The organism is Bifidobacterium [indicum] DSM 20214 = LMG 11587 (assembly GCF_000706765.1).
Classification (GTDB): domain Bacteria; phylum Actinomycetota; class Actinomycetes; order Actinomycetales; family Bifidobacteriaceae; genus Bombiscardovia; species Bombiscardovia coryneformis.
The window spans coordinates 159,893-185,178 of the sequence record NZ_CP006018.1 but is presented as its reverse complement, the minus strand read 5'-3'; the positions used below and the strand labels follow the sequence as shown (position 1 = coordinate 185,178).

Sequence of the window (25,286 nt, the reverse complement as noted above, 5' to 3'; positions counted from 1 at the left end):
GGCTGGGATGTGCCCTCATGGCCCTCTTCGGCGGCCTTCTTCGCTTCATCAGACTCGGCACCCCACACGCCATCGTCTTCGACGAGACCTATTACGTCAAGGACTCCTGGGCGATGTTGCAGACCGGAGAACCCCGGAACTGGCCCAAAACCCTATCTCCCGGCAACATCCCCATCGACCAGGCCTTTGCCCAGGGCAATGTGAACCAGTGGTTGAATTCCGCCGAATATGTGGTCCACCCACCTGTCGGCAAGTGGTGCATCGCCCTGGGGCTGAAACTCTTCGGAGGGGCCGAAAATCCCTTTGCCTGGAGGGCCGCCACCGCCCTTGCCGGCACCATCGCCATTCTTCTTCTCTGCAGGGTGGCTCTCAGGCTCTTCCGCAACCTGCCCATCGCCATGATGGCGGGCTTCCTCATGTCCATCGATGGCCTGGGCATCGTCATGAGCCGCACCAGTCTCCTGGACAACTTCCTCATGATCTTCGCCCTGGCCGCCTTCCTCTGCCTCCTGGGGCACCGCGACTGGGCCCGGGCCCGACTTCGCGCCTCCTGGCGGGTGGACTGGCGAATCGAGAAGATTCACTACCGGGTCCGCACCGCCATCCCCTGGCTCACGGAGGAGATGGACGAGGACAACAAGGCCCTGTACACCGACACCACCGGTCCCTTCATCGCCTGGTCCTGGTGGAGAACCTGGGCCGCCATCTTCCTTGGCTTGGCAACCGGCACCAAGTGGTCCGGCGCCTACCTCTTCGCGGCCTTTGCCCTGATATCCGTAATCTGGGACGCCTGGGAGCGGCATAAGGTCGGTTATGGAGGCTGGTTCAAGGCCGGCATCTTCAAGGACGGGATTCCCGCAGCCCTGGTCATGATCCCCATCTGGGCCGGCACCTATCTGGCATCCTGGACCGGATGGTTCAGGCACGACGATTCCTACATGCATGGGTGGGCGGCCAGCCACCCCGGACAGGGCCTGACCTGGCTGCCCGAGGGGTTGCGATCCCTGGTCGAGTACCACCGCGAAATGTGGCGGTTCCACACCACCCTGGATGCGGCGCACCCCTACATGTCGAGCCCGCTGACCTGGCCCCTGCAGACACGGCCGACCAGTTTCTACTGGCAGAAGCTCACCGACCACCCCGGCCTGTGCGCCATCAGCCCGGACTCCCCGTGCGTCGTGGCGGTCACCTCCCTGGGCAACCCCCTGATCTGGTGGCTGGGTTCCATCTGCATCGTTCTCGGCATCGGTCTCTGCCTGCGCGCCGACAGGAGCGACTGGCGACTCTGGGCTACCATGGCCGGCCTCATAGGAGGGTGGCTCCCCTGGTACCAGTACCTGAACCGGACCACCTTCACCTTCTACTCCATCATCATCCTGCCCTGGATGGTGCTGGGAATCTGCTACATGGCCAACTGGGCCCGCCACAACATCAGCCGCACGCTCTATCGGCAGATGATGTGGACGACACTGATCATCATTGGATTGACCTCGCTCTTCTTCTACCCCCTCTGGACCGCGATGCCGGTTCCCTACTGGTTCTGGCGCATCCATATGTGGCTGCCCAGCTGGATATAGTCCATCAACAAGGCCCGCTACGTTCTCCGACCCGAGAACCTGCCATCGGGTCGGAGAACGTAGCGGGCCTGACCGGAAATCCACAGTCTAGATGGCGTTATCCCTGACGATTTGCGCGTACCTGAGACCGGAGTCCTTCCAGATTCGTTCCTGGGTCGGGTACTCCACACGGATCAGCCCAAACCGCCTGGTGTAACCAAGGGCCCATTCGAAGTTGTCAAGCAGGGACCAGGCGAAGTAACCGGTTACCCTGGCCCCGTCCCGAATGGCATCGGCCACGGCTCCGATATGCTGCTCCAGATAGACCACCCGCTTCGGGTCATGCACTATCTTCCCTTTGGCCTGCGAGGAATCGGGGCTGACCTCATCCTCCCAGGCGGAACCGTTCTCGGTCACCATCAAGTCCAGGTCCGGGAATCGGCGGGAGACCTCCAGCAGGAGGTCCGTCAGACCTTGGGGTTCCTGATTCCAACCCATGGCCGTCAGTTCACCTCGGGGCGGCAGGGTCTCCACCGACTCCTGGGCCGGCATGGCATTGGCCTCCTGGTCGGGCAGGCTTCCCTGGGGACCGACCGCCGCCCTGGCCGGGCTGTCTTCACCATGGCTGGCCTGCACGTACGTGGTTGAGTAGTAGTTGATACCGAGCACGTCGAGTGGCTGGTGGATGGTCTCCAGATCGCCCTCCTGGACGAATCTCCAGTCGGTGACCCCCTGGGCCGCCTCCCTGATGCGCGGGTCATAGGTCCCGGCAAGCATGGGGCCGAGCCAGACCTCATTGGCAAAGAGGTCCGCCCTGATCTTGGCCGCACGGTCCTCTTCGCTCTGCGACTGGGCCCGAGTCACCTGCAGGTTCAAGGTGACCGAAACACGGGCCTTGTCGCCCAGCTCGGCTCGGATGGCCTGGGCCCCCAGCCCATGGGCCAGGTTCAGGTGATGAACGGCTGCCAGGGTCTGGTCATAGTCCCGTATCCCCGGTGCATGAACACCGTTCCCGTACCCCAGATAGGCCGTGCACCAGGGCTCGTTCAGGGTGGTCCAGGTATCGACGGAGTCGCCGAAGGCCCCGGCAAGGACTCCGGCATATTCCGCATACCGCTTGGCCGTGTCCCGGTTGGCCCAACCTCCTGCATCCTGAAGGTACTGGGGCAGATCCCAGTGGTAGAGGGTCACCACCGGCTTGATGCCCTCCTCACGGAGCATGTCGAGGACCCGGCGGTAATGGTCCAACCCGGCCTGATTCACCCCACCTCGGGCGCTGGGGAAGATCCTGGGCCAAGCAACGGAGAGACGGTAGGCACCCACCCCCATCTCCTTCATCAGGGCGATGTCTTCGGGGTAGCGATGATACTCGTCACAGGCCTGATCCCCGTTCGACCCGTCGAGGATTCTCCCCGGTTCCCGGCAGAAGGTATCCCAGATGGAATCCGCCCGGCCCTCCTCCCTGGTGGCCCCCTCCACCTGGAAGGAGGCTGTGGCCGTCCCCCAGGTGAAATCCGACGGGAATGCAAACCTACTCGTCTCGCTCATGCACACACCTCTTCCTTGACAGTGCCAGCCCTTTTATCGTCCTTGTACCTGGAACCGGAGGGCCGATCGGTTTCAACCATGGAATCGATGCGACGTCTTCATCAGCGCAGCATCGACCTCGCGGCCCATTGTCCCACCGAGCAGGCCTCCGAGTCTCAAATTTCGATTCCTTTCGCCCGGAGAAGCGGCCGGTTGTGTTGTCCCGGCAAGGATATGCACCGAAATCAGCGGACATGGAGGACGCCTTGTTAGAGTATGAGTCGGTTTTGCATTTCGAGGACTTCGACTGACAGGACGGTGTCTTATACATGGGTGTCATCAACTGGCTCTTGAACCTACTCAGGGACCCCCGCAGTGCCATTGCCGGGTGGATCGCCATGGGACTGGGGCCGACCTACACCTTCATCTTTCTGATCATCTTCATAGAGACCGGCGTGGTCTTTATGCCCTTCCTGCCCGGCGACTCACTCCTTTTCGCGGCAGGGGTCTTCGCGCACGATCCCTCCAGCGGGCTCAGGCTGGACATCCTCCTGCCCATCGTATGGCTGGCCCCCCTCATCGGCGACCAGAGCAACTACTTCATCGGGCACTTCTTCGGGCGGGCCATCGTCCGCTCCGGCAAGGTCAAATCGCTGACACCGGAGCGTATCGCCAAGACCGAAAATCTGATTGACAAGTGGGGACCCCTGGCTGTTGTGCTGGGCCGATTCCTCCCCTTCATCAGGACCTTCATGCCCTTCATCTCCGGTATTTCAGGCATGAAGTGGCGGCGGTTTACCCCCTTCAGCATCCTTGGTGGCCTGATCTGGTCGACCATCTTCACCCTTCTTGGCTACTTCTTCGGCGGAATTCCGGCCGTTCAGGAGCACTTCGAACTGGTCATCATCCTTATCCTGGTTATCTCCGTCCTCCCCACCGTCATCGGGCTCCTCAAGGCAAGATTCGGCAGGAAACGCGAGGATGTCGGAACAGCAGAACCGGAATCGGCAGAAGAAGCGGCCGACCAGATCCGGTAGGAACAGCACAATCAAGTAAGGCCCCGCATAAGCGGGGCCTTACTGTACCTGGCTGGACCATCTGGGGCCGCGGCCACCTCTCGGTGCCTTCCGGCCCCGAATTGCGTTTGGGCGGAGCCCGCGCTAAAGTAGCCTCTGTTGTTCGGCTAGGGTCGGGCAACGATTGGGGCTGTAGCTCAGTTGGTAGAGCGCTTCGTTCGCATCGAAGAGGTCGGGGTTTCGACTACCCTCAGCTCCACAGGGCCTTTGGCCAATCAGCCGATTCCGGCACCTTCCTGATCAGCACGGCCGGCAACATAAGTACCGACCGCGCCAACCATGCCTGGCCGACTGCCTCTAGGCAGCAAACTCCAACCCATTGCTCAGGTCACAGATGGGTTCTACTTCAGTATGCTCGGAATACTGGAGTCCGCTCTCCCAGTCGTCGTCAGAAGTCAACTCGCTACTACTATCGTCGTAGACGCTCTGGGAATTGCTCTCACTGGTCTTTTCCGATATCTGCTTCCTATGCTCTTTGTCCATAGTAACCAGCCCCCATACGACGAAGATAAGGATGAGCAGCCAGACAAGGCAGAGCGCCGAGGCGACCTGTGAAAGTCTTTTGCTGGCCTTGTTCTTCGCGGTGAAGAAACTGATAGGCGCGACAAATAAGGCAATTGGCCAACAAGTCAGGGACAGCACCAGTGACGTGATGGCGAGACCACTGGCCCCCTTGCTCTCCTGGTCGTCAGGCGGCGCAACCTGCTGGGGCTGACCCATATAAGGGTTCTGAGCCATGTATGGAGCCTGGGCCGGGTAAGGACCCGGTGCAGGATAGGCAGGCCTTGCCGCATTGGGTACGAAAGGAGCAGGACCCGCTCCATTCTGCGGCCCTTGGAAGCGCTGACCGCCAGGCTGGGCAACCTGTGGATACCCAGGTTGAGGTTGCGCACCTACCGGAGCAGTATGCGGCATGGCGGCGGGCCGTCCCTGGCCCTGAGGAACAGCAGGACGGGAAGCGGCATGGGGGCCGCTGACATTCGAGCCTGCCTGCGGGGCGTTGGCCTGAGGAGCCCCGACCCGTGGCTCACCCTGAGGGGCAGCCGGTCGCGAATTGACCGGAGGGGGCGTAGGCATTGAACCAGCCTGCACAGCTGCGGGCCGCGAATCAGCCGCCACTGCATCAAGTCGGGCACCCTCCCCTTCCGAGGCAGGCAGGCAATCCCACGTATAGGCATCATCGGACACTTGCCCACCCGATTCGACAGAAGAGGCATGCTGCTGCTCTGCCCCCAGGTTGGAAGTGGTCGCCGGGACACTGCCGGAATCAGTCAATCCTTGGGCATCATTCGCCCCGGCATTGATGTTCTGCGGGTCCATGGTCGAATCGTTGTTCATCTGCTTCTCTTTCCGCCAGTGCCACGATGTGAATCACAATCGGAGCAACAAGCTGTTTCCATCACAGGTACTGCCACAGGCATCAGGTTGCCCGTACTGCGTATACAGAGCGAACAGCAGGATGCCCAAACCGGCCCAGTCAGGAGCGGCGGACATCGACGGATTTATTCCCCTACCGTCAAGACGGCGCAAACCAGCTTCCTTGGTTTCCCCTCTCCTGCACACCATTCGATGCACAACCCCGGAAGCACCTGAGCACCGGATACGCCGATGCACGCGGCCATATGGCAATACTACCATCGGTAATATGAAAGAGGCCGGGACAACCAGTGTGGTATGCCCGGCCTCTCAGAAATTCAATCAGGACACTTTGCCATTCTCATCGTTGACCTGGCTGGCGCTGAAGGAGTTGTCTGCCGTGTGTACGACAACCTCGACAGTGGGGTGCTTGAAGCCCTCCTTCTTGAGTTCCTTGGCCAGCTGTGTCATGTTCGTATTCAGAGCCGGCTGGTCCAGGATCTGATCGGCGGCATCGCTGTCAATCTCCTGCCCTTCAGGCAGTTCCATGCTCAGGTCGATGACGAGTTTCTCGTCCCCATCGGCCTTCAGAGTGGCGGTGACGTTCTGCTGCTTGAGCTGTCCGCCCATAGTGGAGTAGAACTCCTGCACATCAGGAGACCTGTCGATCCAGTCCTGCATGTTCTTGTACTTACCAGTACTGCTTCCCCCGACTGACTGGCTGATTGAATGGGAGACCTGATCCATCGTCTTGTTCATGACGTTGTAGACGAGGATGTTGGAGCCGATCATCATGATAATGGAGATGACCAGGGCCGCGATCGACATGCCCTTGCCCTTGCCCTTGCGACGATCCCCCTTGTTGAACTTGACCAGGCTGACAATCGCCAGGATCAGGCCAACCAGAGGCAGGAGGAAGGCCAGAACGAGGGCGGTGATGGCCATGCCGCTGTAGGAGTCGTCCTTCGGAGCAGCCTGGGGCTGACCGTTGAACTGAGGGTCGCCCTGAGGCGGATACTGGACGGGATCAGCGCCATAGGCGGGCTGCCCGTAGGCCTCTCCGGCCATAGGAGCCGAAGACTCCTGCCCATACCCATATTGACCCGCACCTGTTGCCGGGTAGGTGGGTGCGTCGGAATCGGCTGGATTCTGGCTGCCATATCCCTGGTTATCAAAATTGTGCGAATCTTCGCCCATTATTCTCTCTCCCCAGCGCGTCTCTCTTGACACGCTCATCGGTTTTTGTTCCGGTGACCGAATCCGGTCACGAGTTGCAATGCTACCAGGTCCCTATACGCAGAGGAACCGGGGCCAATGGGCAGGCCCCGGTTCCTCTGGTACAATCAGCGGCTACGTGAGGAGCGGAAGGGGTTGGAGTCCCTGCGATGCCTATGGGGTCCATGCTGGAAGCCACCCGACCTGCTGGAGGCCCTGTCACTGCCAGCGCCCCGGCCACCCCTGCGGCCACCTTGGCCACGTCCGGAACCGTCGGACCAGGCCGCCCCGTCTCCCCGGCGGTTCCCTCCACGACCCCTACGGGTGCGGGCATCGATGGGGCCTTCCTGGTTTGCAAAGTCATCTTCCCTGCGCGAACGTCCGGAACGGTCACCCCTTCGACGGGAACCACCATCGCGGAATTTCCTGTCCTGACCACGATCGCGCCCACGGTCACGATTACGGTCACGGTCACGCGAGCGACCCCGACCTCCCGACGAGCGGCCGCGGGAGCCTTCCTTGCGACCCCCTTCGGAGCGACTTGGGGTTGAGGACTCCAGGGACCATCCCTGAATGGGATCCGCCACAGCGCCTACGAGTTCCCCGACCTCGGGAGAGGAGGCCGTGACGTGAACGGGTTTGGCATCGATATGGGCCATCCGGAGCAACCGCTTGGTGTCGCGACGTTGGTTGGGCAGGACCACGGTGACCACATCACCGGCTTTTCCGGCACGGGCCGTACGGCCGGAACGATGCAGGAAGGACTTGGGGTCCGCGGGCGGATCCACCTGGACCACCAGATCCACATCGCTGATGTCAACACCCCTTGCGGCCACATCAGTGGCCACCAGTACGCGGACGTCACCCCTGGAGAAGGCTTCAAGATTGCGGTCACGCTGGTTCTGGGAGAGGTTGCCGTGCAGCTGGGCGGCCGGGATGCCATTGGTGATGAGGTTCTTGGCCAGCTTCTTGGCCTGGAACTTGGTGCGGGTGAAAAGGATGCGCTTGCCCTTGCCCGAGGCCAGACGGCGGACCAGGTCGTGCTTGGCGTCCTGAGTGGTCTCGAAGATGTGATGCGTCATCTGGTCCACTTGCTGGGTGGCCGAATCAACCTCGTGGACCTTGGCGTTCTTGAGGAAGCGCTTGACCACGGCATCCACCCCATGGTCCAGGGTTGCGGAGAAGAGCATACGCTGACCACCGGGCCTCACCTGGGTGAGTATGCGCTCGACCGCAGGCAGGAAGCCCATGTCGGCCATCTCGTCGGCCTCGTCCAGAACGGCGATGCTGACGGATTCCAGGGAGAGCACCCTCTGCTGGAGGAGGTCCTCCAGGCGGCCCGGGCAGGCCACGACGATCTGGGCTCCGCGCTTCAGGGCATCGACCTGCCGGCCCTGCTTAACCCCGCCGTATACGGTGCAGGTCCTCATGTGGTAGGCATTGGCCAGGGGCGTCAGGACCTCATCGATCTGGTTGGCCAATTCACGGGTGGGAGCCAGGACCAGACCCCTCGGATGCGGAACGTTCTTCCGGCCCCGGCCACGGTCGGAGTCGTTGGACTCCTGCGGCAGGGTGGTCTCGTCGAGAGCCAGGCGTGCCACCAGGGGAATCGTGAATGCCAGGGTCTTGCCGGATCCGGTCCGGCCACGCCCCAGAATGTCGCGTCCGTCCAGGGAATCAGGCAGGGTGTCCTCCTGGATGGGGAAGGCCTCGGTCTTCCCATCGGCTGCGAGCACCCTGACCAGGGCATCGGGAACGCCCAGGTCGGCAAAGGTCGTGCCGGCCTTGGACCCTGCGGTAGTTGAAGTTTCAGTTTCAGGCATGACGTGAGATGTCAAGGATGGCCTTTCGAGTGGGAAATACGACGGGCACATCGGTTGATAGCCCGCGAGCCGCGAGCAAAGCAGAGGATTTCGCGGAAGCAATCAGCATTTCCCGGCAATCACAGCATTCAGGCGACGATCAACCGCATTCCTGAGTGGAAGCGGCTAACCTGTCAACAATACCACAGAGCAGGGAACCGACTCGGCGGGTCAGGAGTGCATCCCCCAGATAATCAGCGACTTGGAGGTGGTCATCTGCGGCTTGTCGCCATGGGTGGAATCACCGGTCGAGTATTGCCCGTATTCGTGCGTTATCTCCTGTCGCCACAAGCGGGCGCTATCGGAACGTTTGATTTCGACCACCCGGCCATCCGCCGCGGCAGCGAATATGCTGGGGCCTTCGGCCTGCCTGGAACGTCTGAGTTGCCGCCGCAACTGGCGGTTCTCCTCGGCCAGAGCCAGGATCCTGGTCACCCCTGCCAGGTTGATGGATTCATCCTGACTCAGATGCTGGGCCTGGGTCAGCCGGTCCAAGTCACGCAGTGAGTAACGCCGCGCTCCCCCCTCGGTCCGTTCGGGCACAACCAGGCCCAGGCGGTCATACTGGCGGAGGGTCTGCGGGTGAATGTCGGCTAGGGTCGCCACCTGACCCACACTGAAGACCGGAAGCTCGATGTCCATGCCGGCGTCATCAGCCGCATCCAGGTTCACCTGGTCCCGGACCAGGGCCTGGGCACAGGCAAGGTACATCTGCCTGGTCTCCCTGTCTATCCGTGTCATGATCTTCATCCCCTTTCCGTTCCCCCACACCACAATCGGATCCTCTCCGCACAACCTGTGCCAGGCCCTCTCCCGGAGGGGACCGGGAGGGGCTGGTACAAGTTGCCGATGAATCGGCCTTCAGATCTTCATGCGGTCATCAGCCACCTGGGCATCAAAGTCCTGGCTGGCCTTGGCGAATTCACGCATGGCCTTTTTCTGGGCCAACCCGAGTCTGTCGGGCATCCGTATCCTGATTCTGCCAACCAGATCGCCGTTGCCTCGCCTGTCCTGAACCCCATGGCCGGACACCCTGACCTGATCGCCGCTGGACGATCCGGCAGGCACCTTGAAGGCGACCACCTGGTCGTCCACATCACGTACCTGGACCTTGGCCCCCAAAGCAGCCTCGGAGACGGTGACGGGGAGGTCCATGACCAGATCCTTGCCATCCATCCCGAAGCGGGTGCTGGGCTCGACCTTGATCTGCAGGTAGAGATCACCGTTGGCGCCCCCGTTGCTACCGGGCCGACCCTTGCCGGGAAGACGAATCCTCTGCCCGTCATGCACCCCTGCCGGGATGTGGGTCTTGAACTTGGACCCGCCCACGCTCAACGAGACCGTGGCACCTTTGACGGCCTGCCGGAAGGAGAGACTGATTGAGGAGTTACGGTCCTGCCCCTTGACGGGCCTGGCCTCCTGCCGGGTCTCGTACCCGCTGAATCCCGTCGGGTTGCCGCCCGCGGCCCCTCCGCCACCGAAGGTGGAGAAGATATCGGAGAAGCCGGGCTGACCCCCTCCTGTACCGAAGTGGATTCCACCACTACCCGGTGCTCCACCGGCCCCGAACATGGAGCCGAAGATGTCGGAGAAGGCATCGGTACTGAATCCGCTCTGGCCTGATCCTCCGGAAAAGCGAGCGCCTCCCATGCCGAACTGGCGAATGGCATCATACTTCTGACGCTGCTCCTTGTTGCTGAGCACGTCATAGGCTTCGGAGATTTCCTTGAACCTCTCCTCGGCCTCCTTGGTCTTATTGAGATCGGGATGGTATTTGCGGGCAAGCTTGCGGTATGCCTTGGTGATTTCCGCATCGCTGGCGTCCTTGGAGACACCAAGGACCTTGTAATAGTCCTTGCTCAGCCACTCATTCTCAGCCATCCATGTCTCCTTTCCTCATAAGTAACGAATATCGGATTGAGAACCGTCATCTGTGCGCGCGGCGGCGGGCGGAGATTCCCGCCTCGCCGCCGCACACTCCGGACGTCGGTTCGCCATGTGGATCGTCCACAATCACCGGTCGCCTATTGCTCTGGCGATACCACCACTACCCTGGCAGCCCGAATCACCCTGTCTCCAATTCGATAGCCGGCCTCGACGACCGTGTCAACGGTCTCCTTGCTGGCCTCGGAATCCGGCTTGTGCAGGATGGCCTCGTGCCTGGTGGGGTCGAAGTCCTCGCCCTTCTCGCCGAACTTCTCGACCCCGAACTTCTCGAAGGTCTTGTCGATCTTGGCGGCGACGGCCTGGAAGGAATCGTCCATCTGGCCGTGCTCCCTGATCCGATCGATGTCGTCCAGGGCAGGCAGGAGGGCGGTCAGGACATCGATGATGCCATGCTGGCGGAAGAGGTCCTGTTCCTTCTTGGTCCTGTTGCGGAAGTTGACGAACTCAGCACGCTCACGCTGCAGGGCATCCAGGTAGTCGGCCGCTTCCTTCTTGGCCTTACCCAGTGGGGTCAGGTCGTCTTCACCTGCGGATTCACCGGCCTGACCTTCATGGCCCTGTCCGGAATCCCGGCCTGCGCCATCACCATCCGATGCTCCGGCATCCGCCGCGGGAGCCTGATGCCTGCCCCTTGCCTGGGCAGACGAGGCCTGGCCTTCGGAAGTCTGGGCATCGGACTCCTGACCCTCTGCCGGCCTGGCGGCATGACGCCCCCTGCCGGCCTGGTCATCCGAGGACTGCCCGGATCCGTTGCCAGGCGCACCCCCGGCCCGGCCGGATGATGCCGTGTCGCCCTTGAGCGACTCGGCATCATCCATGCCACTCAGATAGTCATCCTTATCGAAGGCTGACATATCACTCGCCGTCCTTCTTCTTGTCGTCATCCACGACCTCGGCATCAACCACGTCGTCATCGGACGAATCGGAGGCCTGGGCGGACCCGTCCCCGGCGGTTCCTGCGGCCTGCTCAGCCGCCTGCTGGGAGTAGAGGGCCTCACCGATCTTCTGGGCAGAGGTCATCAGTTCGCTCTGAGCGTTCTTGACCTTGTCCATGTCGTCACCCTTGAGGGCCTCCTTCAGGGCGTTGACCTTGTCGGTGACCTCCTTGGCGACCTCATCGGAGATCTTGTCCTTGTTGTCGTTGACCAGCTTCTCGGTCTGGTAGGCGGCGGACTCGGCGGCGTTGCGGGTGTCGGCATCCTCACGGCGCTGCTTGTCTTCAGCCTCGTGCGACTCGGCCTCCTTGACCATGCGGTCGATCTCGTCCTTGGGCAGGGCAGATCCGCCGGTGATGGTCATGGACTGTTCCTTGCCGGTGCCCTTGTCCTTGGCGGAGACGTGCACGATGCCGTTGGCGTCGATATCGAAGGTGACCTCGATCTGAGGAACACCACGGGGTGCCGGGGCGATACCGGTCAGCTCGAAGGTGCCCAGGGGCTTGTTGTCACGGGCGAATTCACGCTCACCCTGGTAGACCTGAATCAGCACGGAGGGCTGGTTGTCCTCAGCGGTCGAGAACACCTCGGAGCGCTTGGTCGGGATGGCCGTGTTGCGGTCGATCAGCTTGGTCATGATTCCGCCCTTGGTCTCGATACCCAGGGAAAGCGGGGTCACGTCAATCAGGAGGACATCCTTACGGTCGCCCTTGATGACGCCCGACTGGACGGCGGCACCGACGGCCACGACCTCATCGGGGTTGACGGTCTGGTTGGCCTCCTTGCCGCCGGTCAGTTCCTTGACCAGGTCCTTGACGGCGGGCATACGGGTGGAACCACCGACCAGCACCACGTGGTCGATGTCCTGGATCGCGATGCCGGCATCGTGCAGCACGTTATTGAACGGCGTGCGGCAACGACCCAGCAGGTCGGAGGTCATCTCCTCGAAACGTGCCCTGGTCAGGCTCTCGTCCAGGTGGACGGGGGTTCCGTCGGGGGTCATGGCGAGATACTGCATGGAGATGTTGGTGGAAGAGGAGGAACTCAGCTCCTTCTTGGCCTGCTCGGCCGCTTCCTTCAGCCTCTGCAGGGCAATCTTGTCCTTGGAGAGGTCCACGTTGTACTTGTTCTTGACCTCGCCGACCAGCCAGTCGATGATCTTCTGATCCCAGTCGTCACCACCCAGCTTGTTGTCGCCGTTGGTGGCCTGGACCTGAATGGTCGAGAAGCCGTCGTCGTCCTTGCCGATCTCCAGCAGGGAGACATCGAAGGTGCCGCCACCCAGATCGAAGACCAGGATGCGCTCGTCCTCCTTGCCCTTCTCCAGGCCGTAGGCCAGGGCCGCGGCGGTGGGCTCGTTGATGATGCGCAGGACGTTCAGTCCGGCAATCTTGCCGGCGTCCTTGGTGGCCTGACGCTGTGCGTCATTGAAGTAGGCAGGGCAGGTGATGACCGCGTCGGTGACAGCCTCGCCCAGGTAGGATTCGGCATCCCTCTTGAGCTTCATCAGGATCTGGGCCGAAATCTCCTGGGGGGTCCACTTCTTGCCGTCGATTTCGACGGTCCAGTCGGTACCCATGTGGCGCTTGACCGAGCTGATGGTCCTGTCGACGTTGGTGACGGCCTGACGCTTGGCCACCTCACCGACCAGAATCTCGCCGGACTTGCTGAATGCCACCACCGACGGTGTGGTGCGGGCACCCTCGGCGTTCACGATGACCGTGGGCTCGCCACCTTCAAGTGTTGCAATGCAGGAATTGGTGGTTCCCAGATCGATGCCAACTGCACGTCCCATACTCATGACCTCCTGATGAGTTCCGGTACAGGACCCATGCCCTGCACCAGGTGTCTTCTACGTTTTCCACTCGCGCTTCGTTCGTGGTCCCGATGGCCGACTCGCGTCGGTCCCGGCAAGCAGCCAACCTGACCACTCCGAAACTTGAGCCTACATCACTCAACTTCCTTGCGCAAATATTATTCCCGCCTTTCACCAGTCCTCCCGGAAACGACTCCTCCCAGGTCGATTTTCTGTAATAGACAACGTTTGCAGTAGGAATAGCCACGGTTGCTGAATTCCAGATTGCATTCCAGATTGCAAATGGGCGAGCATAGCCAGTAAATAGATAAATCATGGAGACTCCACACCGCTGCTTCCTGGATGGGTATAGCACTTGATATCGTTGTCAGCAGTCGGGGCACCCTCGCATGTCAACCCAACTGGATTTCAAGGAGGAAAACAGCAATGACAGACAATAACCTCAGCGATGACTGGTGGAAGCAGGCAGTCGTATACCAGATATACCCGCGGAGCTTCAAGGACGTGAACGGCGACGGAATCGGCGACATCCGCGGAGTCACCGAGAAGATGGGGTATCTGAAGGACCTGGGGGTTGATGCCGTGTGGCTCTCCCCCTTCTACCCCTCCGAACTGGCCGACGGCGGCTACGACGTGATGGATTACAAGAACGTGGACCCTCGGCTCGGCACCATGGACGACTTCGACCAGATGGTCCAGGCCGCCCACGATTCCGGACTCAAGATCATCGTCGACATAGTCCCCAACCACACCTCGGACCAGCACAAGTGGTTCCGCCAGGCCCTGGCCGCAGGGGCGGGCTCCGCGGAACGAGATCGCTACATCTTCCGCAAGGGCAGGGGGGAGCACGGCGAGCTGCCCCCGAACGGGTGGATGTCGCTCTTCGGCGGATCGGCCTGGGAGCAGGTCGACGACGGCGAGTGGTATCTGCACATCTTCGCCAAGGAACAGCCGGACCTGAACTGGAAGAACCCTGATGTCCACGAGGAATTCAAGGACGTGTTCCGCTTCTGGTCGGATCACGGCACCGATGGTTTCCGCATCGACGTGGCGCATGGTCTGGCCAAGGACCTGGACAGCAGGCCACTGGCGGAACTGGACCGTTGGCCCATCCAGCAGCAGTCCGAATACCACAACTACGAGCACCCCCTCTGGGACAGGCCCGACGTACACGAGATATATCGGGAGTGGCGGCAGGTGTTCAACGAGTACCAGCCCCACCGGTTCGCGGTGGGCGAGGCATGGGTCGTGCCCGAACATCAGCACCTCTATGCATCCGAGGAGGAGCTTGGGCAGGTATTCAACTTCGAGTTCGCCAAGGCCAACTGGGAGTGCGATGCCCTCTACCGGGCCATCGATGAGGGCCTGGTCTCGGCCGACGAATCGGGATCGACCACCACCTGGGTCATGAGCAACCACGACGTGATCAGGCAGGCCACCCGCTACGCCCTTCCCCAGGTCGACAGCGTCAACTACCACCAGCTGGGCAAGGACTGGCTCCTGCGAAACGGGCAGTCCTACAGGGAGGATCGGCCCCTCGGAACCAAGCGGGCCAGGGCCGGATTCGCGCTGGAAGCAGCCCTGCCCGGCTCCGTATACATCTACCAGGGCGAGGAGCTGGGTCTGTTCGAGGTTCCCGATATCCCCTGGGACCGCCTGGAGGACCCCACTCCGCACCGGACCAGCCGGCAGTATATCGAAAAAGGCCGTGACGGTTGCAGGGTTCCCCTTCCCTGGGAGGCGGGGGACAAGCCCGCACCGAGCGACTGGGATCCTGCCTTCGGACAGGGTGCATCCTTCGGGTTCTCGCCCGCCAAACGCTCCGATGGTTCGGACTGCGCAGACCCCCACCTGCCCCAGCCGCTATGGTTCGAGGACTTTGCAGTGGACCATGAGGATCAGGACCCCGAGTCCATGCTCAATCTCTACCGCAGGGCCTTGCAACTGCGCGCCCAGCTGCTCACGCCGACCGGGGACACCACCGTGCAGGCCCTGACCCAGGAGGCCGGCATCCTCTCCTATCGGCGTGCGGCGACGATGAACGGAGCAGCGGGGGAGCTGGTCTGCCTGACCAACTTCTCGGAAGAGCCCGTGGACCTGCCCGAGGGCGAACCGGTCCTGACATCCGGTCCGCTTGAGAACGGCCGACTGCCCCAGGACACCACCGCCTGGGTTCTTCGCCCCGCGGGCGAGAACCGATAAGACGGTCCGTTACAGAGTTCAAGGAGGGGCGGCCCCGGGGATATTCTCCGGGGCCGCCCCTCCTTGAACCACCAACCAGGAAACCGCTCAGCCTTTGACGGCTCCTGCGAGGACTCCCTTGATGATGTACTTCTGGCAGATCAGATAGAAGACCACGATCGGGATGATGGCCAGGACCAGGCAACCCATCATCGCACCCATGTCGACACTGCCGTACCCGCCCTTCAGATACTGGATGGCGATACTCATCGTCTTGTACCTGCGCATATCCAACGTCAGATACGGCAACAGGAAGTCATTCCAAATCCACATGGCCTCCAAAATCGCCACCGACACAATCGACGGCTTCATAATCGGAACCACGATGCCGAAGAAGGTTCTCGGGATGCTGGCGCCATCAATCATGGCCGATTCCTCCAGCTCCTGGGGTATGCCCTTGATGACACCGGTGAAGATGAAGACGGCCAGACCCGCACCGAACCCCAGATATACAATCCAAAGACCCCAGGGGGTATTGAGCCCCAACATGTCTGCGAGCTTGGAAAGCGTGAACATGACCATCTGGAAGGGCACGATCATGTTGAAGAGGAAGAGCAGATACAAGCCTTTGGCGGCCCAGTTGTTGACCCTGACGATCCACCAGGCGCACATGGAGGTGCAGAGCAGGATCAGGAGGACGGAACCGACGGTCACCACGACCGTCCAACCGAAGCTGGCCAGGAGATTGGTCCGGTCCACTCCCCTGGTGTAGTTCTGGAAGCCGACGAAGGCCCGTCCGGTCGGTATGGAAAAGGCATCACGGGATATGTAGGCCTTGTTCTTGAACGAGTTGATGACCACCAGAACGATGGGGAATATCCACAGCAGGGACACCAGGGTGAAGAAAAGGGTCCAGAGCCAGGAGTGCTTGACCTTGCCGCTCATGCCGCCACCTCCTTACTGGTGGTGAGTCGGTTCTGAATGACCGCGATGATGGCCACGATCACGAAGAAGATCACGGCCTTGGCCTGCCCCACACCCTCGAAGCCCGTCCGTCCGTAGAAGGTCCGGTAGATGTTCAGGGCCAGCAATTCGGAGGTATTGGAGGGGGCGCCGTTGGTCAGGGCCAGGTTCTGGTCGAACATCTTGAAGCCGTTGGTCATGGTCAGGAAGGTGCACACCGTGATGGAGGGCATCATCAGCGGCAGGGTGATATGGAACAGACGCTGCCGTCCATTGGCCCCGTCGACCGAGGCGGCCTCGATCACGTCACCCGGCAGGGACTGCAACCCGGCTATGTAGATGATCATCATGTAGCCTATCTGCTGCCAGCAGTAGAGCATGACCATGCCCCAGAAGCCATATACCCCCGAGTAGGTGATGGAACGCCCCCACCTGCCGAGGACCCCATTGAGCAGGAGCAGCCAGATATACCCCAGGATGATGCCGCCTATCAGGTTGGGCATGAAGAAGACCGACCTGAAGATGTTGGCCCCCCGGATGGCCTTGGTCAGCATGTAGGCCACAGCGAATCCCAGAACGTTGATGATGACGGTGGTCACGACGGTGAAGGCCAGCGTATAGAGCATCGAATGCCAGAACTCCGGATCCGAGATGGCCTGGGAGTAGTTCCCCAGACCGATGAAGGAGGCGTCGGTCACCGTCGTGAACCGACACAGGCTCAGCCAGATACCCATGACGAACGGCACCACGAATCCAACGACGAAAGCCGCCAGGGTGGGGATGGTGAAGAGCGCCCACCAACGCCTGATTGATTTACCTACCATGGAAATCATGGGAACCTCCCAATCTTCTCAATGAAACACCACCCGATAAAGAGGAGTCCGGATCGGCCGGCCGCACAGTCTCCGGACGGCCGATCCGGTGGATTCCTCAGTGCGTGGTCTTGTACTCGGTGGCCCAGCCGTCCACGAAGGCGGTATTGACCTTGGCCCAGTCACCGGTCCCCTGGGCATACTCCAGCATGGCGTCGCTCAGCGAAGCCACCCATTGGGCGGAGGGCAGAGGATGGATGACCGTGTCGTAGTCGCCGGCCTTGGCATAGGCATCATTGGCGCGCTGGACCGGGTTCTTGGACTTGAAGCCGGCCTTTTCGTAGGACTTGAAGGGGGTTTCGAAGCCCATGTCGTCGGTCACGATCTTCCTGGCATCGTCATTGTTGAGGATGTAATCGAGGAACTGGTTCGTGGCCTCCTTGTCCTTCTCCGAGGACTTGTTGTTGGTGGCGAAGTACATGAAGCTGACGGTCAGACCCTGCTTCTCCTCACCGGGTACACCCATATAGATGGGGAGCACACCGATGTCCTCGTCGGGGACATCCTGGTCCTTGATCTGGGGATACCCCCAGGAGCCGTTCTGGAGGAATACGGCCTGCTTTGTGGAGAACTCGCTGTTGGAGTCATCCATGGTGGCGCTGGAAAGCTGGGAGGGCTTGGTGGTGGAGTCCTTCAGGTAGAGATCGAAGATGTTCTTGAAGTTGTCCATGTATTTGCCGGAGATGGTCGGCGGCTCTTCCTCGGTGTTCTGATCCCTGTACTCGTAATAGACCGGGATGTGGGCCAGCTGATCGCCGAAGCGCTTGCTGGAGCTGGAGTCGAAACCGGCCGAACTGAAGGCACCCTTGACACCAAGGGCGTCCTTGTGATCCTGAATCTCATCAGCGACGGTCTTCAGGGCCTTGAAGTTATCGATTTCCTCGATGGACTTGATCGAGGACCAGTCTGCGGAGAAGTACTGCTTCATCAGGGACTTGTTGTAGATGATTCCGTAACGCTCCATGACGTAGGGCACCGCGATGACCTTATTGTCGAGCTTCAGAGCGAAGTCCTGGTTCTTCAGATCCTTGTAGATGCCGGTCTTGGACATGTCGTTGTAGTACCCGGACCAGTTCTGGAAATCGTTGTTGTCCACATCGAACATGGTCGGGGCGTTGGACTTGGCCAGCTCGCTCTTGAGCGACTGCTCGTAGGTGCCGGAAGAGGCCACCGACACATCGACCGGTATGCCGGTATCCTTGGTGAACTGCTTGGCCAGATCCTTGAATTCATCCTGCTGCTCGGGCTTGGCGCTCAAGTAGTAGACGTGCCCCTTGTCGGCGCTGGCCTGGGAACCACCGCAGGCGGCCAGGCCGCTCACAGACATGGTCAGTACCCCAAGGACAGCCAGGGCTTTGATGCTTTTCCTCATGATTCACTCCATCACTTTTGTGACCGACTACCTTATCGGGCGAATTACTCCTGACCGTCATGGTCATGAATAAACGCTTAAGCTAAATAGACACAGGCACTGATGCCGGCCTGTGTGAGATGGGCCGGTGTCGGACTTCATCGACGGACACCGGCTCCGACGGCTTTTCTCCGGGTCTTACCCCTCCTTCAGTTTGGTGGATACGGATACGTTGGACACCTGCAGGCCACCTTCCGTGACGAACAGACCCAGGCTGTCACCATAGTGGTGGTACATCCTTGCGTTGAGGGCCACCCCATCCACATAGAGTGTGGCGATGGTGTCGTCAACGACAAGCTGCAGGTGGTAGTCCCGGCCCGCCTCAAGTTGAATGGGGCGCTCCAGGCCGATGTTCATGTTGGTGAACCAGGGATAGTTGGGATTGCCCTCGAACAGGTAGCGGTTCTCCCCCACCTTGAAGTGGAACTGATAGGATTCCCCGGTTTCCTCGTTCTCGTAGATCCGCAACCCCAGGGAACGCGTACCTTCGGAAAAGCGCACGTCCGCCTCCAGGGCGATCAGGTCACCGCATCCACGAGCCAGGACCTGCTCGGTCCTGCCACCATCGGAGTGCAGCTCAAGATCGGGCAGGGACCGGCGGTCGGCGAAGGAATCCCAAAGCGTATCCACCGGTTGCACACCGAGGGATCCATCAGGACGCTGGTAGACCTGATGCGGCACAAAGGTGCCACCCCACTCATAGTTGGCGGCATCATCGTCGTTCTCCTTGGTGGCCACCCAGCCGAAGAGAACACGCTTGCCGTTGAGCTCGAAGGTTCGGCCTGCGTAGTAGGCGCTGCCATCGAAGGCATCATCGACCGGAGCCGTCCAGGGCCCCTCAAGATCCCGTGCCATCCGATAGACCATGCCATGCTTGTCGCTGTACTCGGTCACGATGTGGTACCACCAGTCGCCGATCCTGAAGAGATCCGGCATTTCATGCATGGTGTACAGGTCCGGGGCCCAGAAATCACCCTCGAAGGTCCAGTGTTCAAGATCCTTCGAAGTGAAGGCCACCGTCCGGCCGGTCTGCCGGGTCTTGGGCCCCTGTTTACGGGCCCCCAGAATCAGCAGGTACCTGTCGTTCTCCTCATCCCTGATTACCCAGGGATCGCGCCAGTCATCGGGATCGTATCCCTCCTGGGGGGTGAAGGTCAGGGCATCCTGGGTTTTGGTCCAGTGATAGAGGTCGTCGCTTACCGCATGCATGAGGACCTGGGATGCCTTACCCTGCGCCGGGTAGTCCCGGTTGTACCCCGTATAGAAGGCATGGTAGCGGCCCTCACCCTGGAAGATGCTGCCTGCATAGATGAACTGGTCCTGCTCATCGTCACCCCCACGGGGGATGGCGATACCGCAGTCCTTGTAGTGGACGAAGTCCTTGGTGGTCGCCAGCGCCCAGCCGAAAGGCTGCCCGAAGGGAATGGGATCGCGGTCATCCCTCTGATGGAAGAGGAAGAACTCGTCACCCTTGCCGAAAGGCATGCAGTCTCCGAACCAGGTGCCGGGGAATTGATAATACAGTTTCGTCATTGCGCCCTTTCCGGTACAACCATGGACCCGAAATACTTGATATCCGCCTCAACAGCCAACCGGGGAACTAGGCCCCTCACACCGTTTAAGCGATTAAGCAACAATTATAGATAGCGGTCGTCAAATGTCAACTCAACTGAGTCGGCCCTCGAATGGCGGCAGATGGACAGGCCGCGTCAGACCTCGGATACCGGTGCCAGATTGCGGATGGAACGCCTCACGACCGTTGGGCAGGTGACCCGGATGGGCTTATAGGCAAGAGCGGAGCCCTCTCCATCCTCAGCGTCCTCGGCACCTTCCTCCGCGCCCCTCTCAAGGAGGGTCCTGATTCCCAGAACACCCAGGTCATACTGGGGAAGCCCGACCGTGGAAAGGGCCGGATGCAGGTGGGCGGAGATGATCTCCTGGTTATCGAAGCCGACCACCGACAGATCCTCGGGCACATGAAGCCCGCGCTCACGCAAGGCGTCAAAAAGCCCCATGGCGGTGCGGTCATTGTGGCAGAAAACGGCCGTGGCCCCGGAGGCCAGAACCTGCTCGACGACTCCGTACCCACCCTCCTGATCGGCGGCACAACGAATCACAAGATTGGGGTCATAAGCGACACCGGCAGCGGCCAGGGCATCGCGATACCCCTGTAGCCTGCCCTGCGAGGCCGGCGAGGGGTCCACGGCGTTGACGAAGGATATCCGCCGATGACCGGCCTGGAGAAGAAGGTCCGTGGCCGCCCTACCGCCCTGGACCTCGTCGGGGACCACGGCAGGGAAACGCCCCTCCGAATCAAAGCAGTTGACCAGCACCGAGTTCACCTTGTCCAGATCCCGCGGCGGACGAACCGCATGATGGACCCAGGAGGAGTATGCAATCCCCTCCACCTGCCGCTCCAGCATGAAGGAGCAGGCCCGACGCTCCATCCCGGCATCACCATTGGTGTCCACCACCAGAAGAATCTTCCCGTTGCGCCAGGCCTCATCCTGGGCCCCTTGAATGACCTGCCCGGCAAAGGGGGAGGTGGCGACCCCATCACTGATGAAACCAATCAGGTCAGACTGACCCCTCGCCAGACTTCGGGCCATGGCATTCTGCCGGTACCCCAGCTCCTGGGCGACCTTGCGCACCTTGCGTCTGGTGGATTCCGGTATTCTGACGTTCTTGTTGTCATTGACCGCCCAAGATGCCGTCGCGATCGAAACACCTGCCGCCCGGGCGACATCCTGAAGTGTGACCATACCCGTCAATCCTAATCGCGGTCAGGGATGCCATCGACTCCCGCATTTGTTTCCCGGGAGGGGTCCAGCCCTTCGGAAGCAGTGGCTTTCCCGACATATCGGACGAACACCCCCTCCAGAACAGGGGTATGAAGCATGATCAGGGTCCCATACCCCAGAACAATCAGCAGGAACAGCCCCTGGGGCATATAGACCCAGGAGGCCGCCACAAGAGCCAGATAGACCAGGTCCATACCCACCAGAGCCAGGGTTCTACCGATATTGGACAGGCCGAAAATCCACGCATTGAGCATGGTGTGGCCGGGGTCGTTCTCGAATCGGGCCTGCAGGGCCCATACCCATTCAAAACCGATGGCCCAGATGATGGTGAGGGCGAATTTGACAATAAGCAGGGGCGTGATCTGCAGGACCACCCAGGCATAGACCAGTGCCGCCAGAGTCGACCCGAAAACCAACCAGATCAACGTGGCCTTGACGAAGTTGTCCTTGAAGGCACGCAGGTAGTTGGCCGTTACGTGCCCGACACCATCGAGATCCCGCCTGGCCGCATCGAACCCCGCCGAAAGGGCGGCGCCTATGGTGAACAGGGGAATGCTGCATACCAGCATGAGGATGTTGATCCATATCGCATCGATGGCATCCGATAGACCACGCATGAATCCGGAGTCCGGAGACAGGAACTGCATCGTCACCTCCTAGGGGTGGGCCGGGAACCAGGAATGCCGGCAACCTGCCGGCGGGCGAACCGGAATCGTTATCCATCCCATCTCACCCGCAACCAAAGACTGGGACCGACGATGGGCATGAGCCCTCGTCGATCCCGACCGCCATCGTGGGCTCAGCCTTTGACGGCTCCTGCGAGGACTCCCTTGATGATGTACTTCTGGCAGATCAGATAGAAGACCACGATCGGGATGATGGCCAGGACCAGGCAACCCATCATCGCACCCATGTCGACACTGCCGTACCCGCCCTTCAGATACTGGATGGCGATACTCATCGTCTTGTACCTGCGCATATCCAACGTCAGATACGGCAACAGGAAGTCATTCCAAATCCACATGGCCTCCAAAATCGCCACCGACACAATCGACGGCTTCATAATAGGAACCACGATCTGGAAGAATATCCTGGGCACGCTGGCCCCATCCATCATGGCGGACTCCTCCAGCTCCTGCGGGATTCCCTTGATGACGCCGGTGAAGATGAAGACGGCCAGACCCGCACCGAACCCCAGATAGATGATCCAGAGACCCCAGGGGGTGTTCAGACCGGTCAGATCGGCCATCTTGGAGAGGGTGAACATGACCATCTGGAAGGGAACCACCATGTTGAAGAGGAAGAGCACATACAGGAACTTCGCGAAGTGGTTGTTGACCCTGACGATCCACCAGGCGCACATGGAGGTGCAGAGCAGGATCAGGAGGACGGAACCGACGGTCACCACGACCGTCCAACCGAAACTGGCGAAGAGGTTGGTCCTCTCGACGCCACGGCGATAGTTCTCCAAGCCGACGAAGGTCTTGCCGGTGGGTATGGAGAAAGCGTTGCGGGATATGTAGGCCTTGTTCTTGAAGGAGTTGGCCACGACCAGGATGATGGGGAATATCCACAGCAGGGACACCAGGGTGAAGAAAAGGGTCCACAGTTTCGAGTGCTTGACCTTGTCGCTCATGCCGAGACCTCCTTGCTGGTGGTGAGCTTGTTCTGGATGACCGCAATGATGGCCACGATGATGAAGAAGATCACGGCCTTGGCCTGGCCCACGCCCTCGAAGCCGGCACGCCCGTAGAAGGTCCGGTAGATGTTCAGGGCGACCAGTTCGGAGGTATTGGAGGGGGCGCCGTTGGTCAGGGCCAGGTTCTGGTCGAACATCTTGAAGCCGTTGGTGACCGAAAGGAAGGTGCAGACCGTGATGGAGGGCATCATCAATGGCAGGGTGATGCGGAAGAGGGTCTGGGTCCTGCTGGCCCCATCGACCGAGGCGGCTTCAAGCACGTCACCGGGCATGGACTGCAACCCGGCTATGTAGATGATCATCATGTAGCCTATCTGCTGCCAGCACATAAGGATGACCATTCCCCAGAACCCGTACGTGCCCGAAAAGGTGATGGACTTCCCCCAATGCTGGAGGACACCATTGAGCAGGAGCATCCAGATGTAACCCAGGATGATGCCACCGATCAGGTTGGGCATGAAGAAGACCGACCTGAAGATGTTGGCTCCCCGGATGGCCTTGGTCAGCATGACCGCAATGGCGAAGGCCGCCACATTGACAATCACCGTGGTGATGATCGTGAAGGCGATGGTGTACCAGAGCGCATGCCAGAACTCGGCATCCGCCAGGGCCGCCGAATAGTTCCCGAACCCGATGAACTTGGCGTCCGTCACGGTGGTGAACCTGCACAGACTCAACCAGATGCCCATGATGAAGGGCACCACGAAGCCTATGACGAAGGCTGCCAGGGTGGGTAGCGAAAACAGTGCCCACCACTTTCGGATCGTCTTCCCTGCCATTGTTGTCATAGTTCTGTTTTTGTTGTGCATGATTCCCTCCCTACTCTCAGTGGGACAAGCATGGCCATTTCGTTTCCTCCCGCAGTCCTCGTTCTGCTTTTCATAATCCAGGGTTACACCTCAAACGCCGCCTATGGCGGGCCGGATACCATCCCCATCACCAGACCGGCCCCGGTATATCTCCACCCCGATGAGATATCATCGACCTACCCGGAGAGGAGCCCGGCAATCGTTTGCAGGAAGTTCCATCCCGGCATGCAGATGAGGAGCACTTCATGGAGTCGACCATCCAGGACGTGGCCCGCCAGGCCAAGGTGTCCGTATCGACCGTCTCCCGGTCCTTCACCCGGCCCGACCTGGTGTCGGAACGGACGCGAGCCAAGGTATTGGCCATCGCCGATGAGTTGAACTTCTCCATATCCAGATCGGCCACGGCCCTCAAGTCCGGGCAATCCCTGCGGGTGGCCGTCCTGATCAACGACCATCTGAACACCTGGTTCAACTCGACCATCATGGAAGGGTTCAACTCCGTTTTCCTCAAGGCGGGGTACGACATATCCATCTGCCAGATCACCAGCGGGCAGGCGCGCCGGCGCTTCTTCGAGGAGCTGCCGGTCAAACGCAATGTGGATGCGGTCATCGTCACCTCCTTCGATATCGAACCGGTTGAAATCTCGCGCCTAATCAGTGTCAATGTGCCCATCGTCAGCCTGAACGTGACCGAGGAGGACGGCTTCATGGCCTCCACCCGCATCGATGACGAACAGGGGGGCAGACTGTCGGCCGAGCACCTGATGGCGCTGGGGCATCGCCGACTGGCGTACATCCGCTCCACCCCGGTCGCCTCCTTGCACTTCAGCATTCAAGCCCGTCTCGATGGATTCATCACCGCCTGCAGAAGCAGGGGCATCGAGCCCACCGTCCTGGCGGCACCCGCAGACGACAACCCCATACCCCAGGTCCTGACCCAGTTGATGAATCTGGACCAGAGGCCGACCGGCATAGCCTGCCAGGAGGATTCCCTGGCTGTTCCGCTGATATTCCAGCTTGAACGGTGCGGCATCAAGGTGCCCGGCGACATGTCGGTCATAGGGTACGACGACAGCCGCTTCGCCGAGGACATAGGGCTGACCACCATTCGGCAGCAGCCCTATGACATGGCCGTCTCCCTGGCCGGGAAGACCTTGGAGCTGATCGAGGGTCGAGAGCTTGAACACCCACACGACCTGGTCAGCCCCACACTGGTCCTCAGATCATCCACGGCCGCACCAGGCGGAACCAGCGACTGAC

General features: G+C 60.6%; 20 protein-coding genes and 1 tRNA gene. 5 read left to right on the top strand and 16 right to left on the bottom strand.

Going from position 1 to position 25,286, the window contains the following annotated elements; translation table 11 throughout:
- Positions 1–17 precede the first annotated feature (17 nt).
- Positions 18–1,577, top strand: coding sequence for a dolichyl-phosphate-mannose--protein mannosyltransferase (locus BINDI_RS00645; RefSeq protein WP_033491722.1), 1,560 nt, complete (start codon positions 18–20; stop codon positions 1,575–1,577).
- 87 nt (positions 1,578–1,664) lie between these two features.
- Here the strand turns inward: BINDI_RS00645 and BINDI_RS00640 are convergent, their stop codons facing one another.
- Positions 1,665–3,104: a GH1 family beta-glucosidase gene (locus BINDI_RS00640; protein WP_033491723.1), complete on the bottom strand. Its 1,440-nt coding sequence runs from the start codon at positions 3,102–3,104 to the stop codon at positions 1,665–1,667.
- A gap of 308 nt (positions 3,105–3,412) precedes the next feature.
- Between BINDI_RS00640 and BINDI_RS00635 the strand changes: the two genes are divergently transcribed.
- Together BINDI_RS00635 and BINDI_RS00630 are read left to right on the top strand one after the other, a co-directional pair.
- On the top strand, positions 3,413–4,120 hold the full coding sequence (locus BINDI_RS00635; RefSeq protein WP_033491724.1) for a DedA family protein: 708 nt from the start codon (positions 3,413–3,415) through the stop codon (positions 4,118–4,120).
- A gap of 165 nt (positions 4,121–4,285) precedes the next feature.
- A tRNA-Ala gene (locus BINDI_RS00630) sits at positions 4,286–4,358 on the top strand.
- A 98-nt stretch (positions 4,359–4,456) separates the two neighbouring features.
- Here BINDI_RS00630 and BINDI_RS07405 read toward each other — a convergent pair.
- From BINDI_RS07405 to dnaK, 7 genes are all read right to left on the bottom strand, one after another.
- A complete protein-coding gene (locus BINDI_RS07405; protein WP_148301944.1) occupies positions 4,457–5,497 on the bottom strand; it encodes a hypothetical protein in 1,041 nt (346 codons plus the stop codon).
- Positions 5,498–5,857: 360 nt separating this feature from the next.
- Positions 5,858–6,712 carry a DUF4190 domain-containing protein gene (locus BINDI_RS07035; RefSeq protein WP_148301943.1) on the bottom strand — a complete coding sequence of 285 codons (855 nt, stop codon included), beginning with the start codon at positions 6,710–6,712 and terminating at the stop codon, positions 5,858–5,860.
- Between the two features lie 146 nt (positions 6,713–6,858).
- Positions 6,859–8,553: a DEAD/DEAH box helicase gene (locus BINDI_RS00610; protein WP_033491729.1), complete on the bottom strand. Its 1,695-nt coding sequence runs from the start codon at positions 8,551–8,553 to the stop codon at positions 6,859–6,861.
- A 210-nt stretch (positions 8,554–8,763) separates the two neighbouring features.
- Entirely contained in the window at positions 8,764–9,333 is a 570-nt protein-coding gene (locus tag BINDI_RS00605) for a heat shock protein transcriptional repressor HspR (RefSeq protein ID WP_033491748.1), read from the bottom strand.
- Between the two features lie 120 nt (positions 9,334–9,453).
- Entirely contained in the window at positions 9,454–10,473 is a 1,020-nt protein-coding gene (locus tag BINDI_RS00600) for a DnaJ C-terminal domain-containing protein (RefSeq protein ID WP_033491730.1), read from the bottom strand.
- Positions 10,474–10,616: 143 nt separating this feature from the next.
- Positions 10,617–11,393 (bottom strand): nucleotide exchange factor GrpE, encoded by a 777-nt coding sequence (gene grpE / locus BINDI_RS00595; RefSeq protein ID WP_033491731.1) that lies wholly within the window; start codon positions 11,391–11,393, stop codon positions 10,617–10,619.
- Position 11,394: 1 nt separating this feature from the next.
- The gene (gene dnaK / locus BINDI_RS00590) at positions 11,395–13,269 is read right to left on the bottom strand and encodes a molecular chaperone DnaK (RefSeq protein WP_033491733.1); all 1,875 of its coding nucleotides are present in this window, start codon (positions 13,267–13,269) and stop codon (positions 11,395–11,397) included.
- 447 nt (positions 13,270–13,716) lie between these two features.
- Here dnaK and BINDI_RS00585 point away from each other — a divergent pair, with 447 nt between their 5' ends.
- Positions 13,717–15,492: a glycoside hydrolase family 13 protein gene (locus tag BINDI_RS00585; protein WP_033491734.1), complete on the top strand. Its 1,776-nt coding sequence runs from the start codon at positions 13,717–13,719 to the stop codon at positions 15,490–15,492.
- An 87-nt stretch (positions 15,493–15,579) separates the two neighbouring features.
- Here BINDI_RS00585 and BINDI_RS00580 read toward each other — a convergent pair whose 3' ends face one another.
- The 8 genes from BINDI_RS00580 to BINDI_RS00545 form a co-directional block, all read right to left on the bottom strand.
- A complete protein-coding gene (locus BINDI_RS00580; protein WP_041031327.1) occupies positions 15,580–16,416 on the bottom strand; it encodes a carbohydrate ABC transporter permease in 837 nt (278 codons plus the stop codon).
- Positions 16,413–17,267 carry a carbohydrate ABC transporter permease gene (locus BINDI_RS00575; protein WP_033491765.1) on the bottom strand — a complete coding sequence of 285 codons (855 nt, stop codon included), beginning with the start codon at positions 17,265–17,267 and terminating at the stop codon, positions 16,413–16,415. The genes BINDI_RS00580 and BINDI_RS00575 overlap by 4 nt, the downstream gene beginning before the upstream one ends.
- Positions 17,268–17,364: 97 nt before the next feature.
- Positions 17,365–18,678: an ABC transporter substrate-binding protein gene (locus tag BINDI_RS00570; protein WP_081830726.1), complete on the bottom strand. Its 1,314-nt coding sequence runs from the start codon at positions 18,676–18,678 to the stop codon at positions 17,365–17,367.
- Between the two features lie 177 nt (positions 18,679–18,855).
- The gene (locus tag BINDI_RS00565; RefSeq protein WP_033491768.1) at positions 18,856–20,250 is read right to left on the bottom strand and encodes a glycoside hydrolase family protein; all 1,395 of its coding nucleotides are present in this window, start codon (positions 20,248–20,250) and stop codon (positions 18,856–18,858) included.
- Positions 20,251–20,426: 176 nt separating this feature from the next.
- Complete coding sequence (locus BINDI_RS00560) at positions 20,427–21,479, bottom strand: LacI family DNA-binding transcriptional regulator (protein WP_033491769.1); 1,053 nt, start codon at positions 21,477–21,479, stop codon at positions 20,427–20,429.
- Positions 21,480–21,490: 11 nt separating this feature from the next.
- Positions 21,491–22,165 carry a YesL family protein gene (locus BINDI_RS00555; RefSeq protein WP_033491771.1) on the bottom strand — a complete coding sequence of 225 codons (675 nt, stop codon included), beginning with the start codon at positions 22,163–22,165 and terminating at the stop codon, positions 21,491–21,493.
- A gap of 152 nt (positions 22,166–22,317) precedes the next feature.
- Complete coding sequence (locus tag BINDI_RS00550; protein WP_041031326.1) at positions 22,318–23,154, bottom strand: carbohydrate ABC transporter permease; 837 nt, start codon at positions 23,152–23,154, stop codon at positions 22,318–22,320.
- Positions 23,151–24,005 carry a carbohydrate ABC transporter permease gene (locus BINDI_RS00545; RefSeq protein ID WP_033491750.1) on the bottom strand — a complete coding sequence of 285 codons (855 nt, stop codon included), beginning with the start codon at positions 24,003–24,005 and terminating at the stop codon, positions 23,151–23,153. The genes BINDI_RS00550 and BINDI_RS00545 overlap by 4 nt, the downstream gene beginning before the upstream one ends.
- 266 nt (positions 24,006–24,271) lie before the next feature.
- Between BINDI_RS00545 and BINDI_RS00540 the strand changes: the two genes are divergently transcribed.
- Positions 24,272–25,285, top strand: a complete 1,014-nt coding sequence (locus BINDI_RS00540; RefSeq protein WP_033491755.1) for a LacI family DNA-binding transcriptional regulator — start codon at positions 24,272–24,274, stop codon at positions 25,283–25,285.
- The last annotated feature ends 1 nt before the right edge of the window (position 25,286 follow it).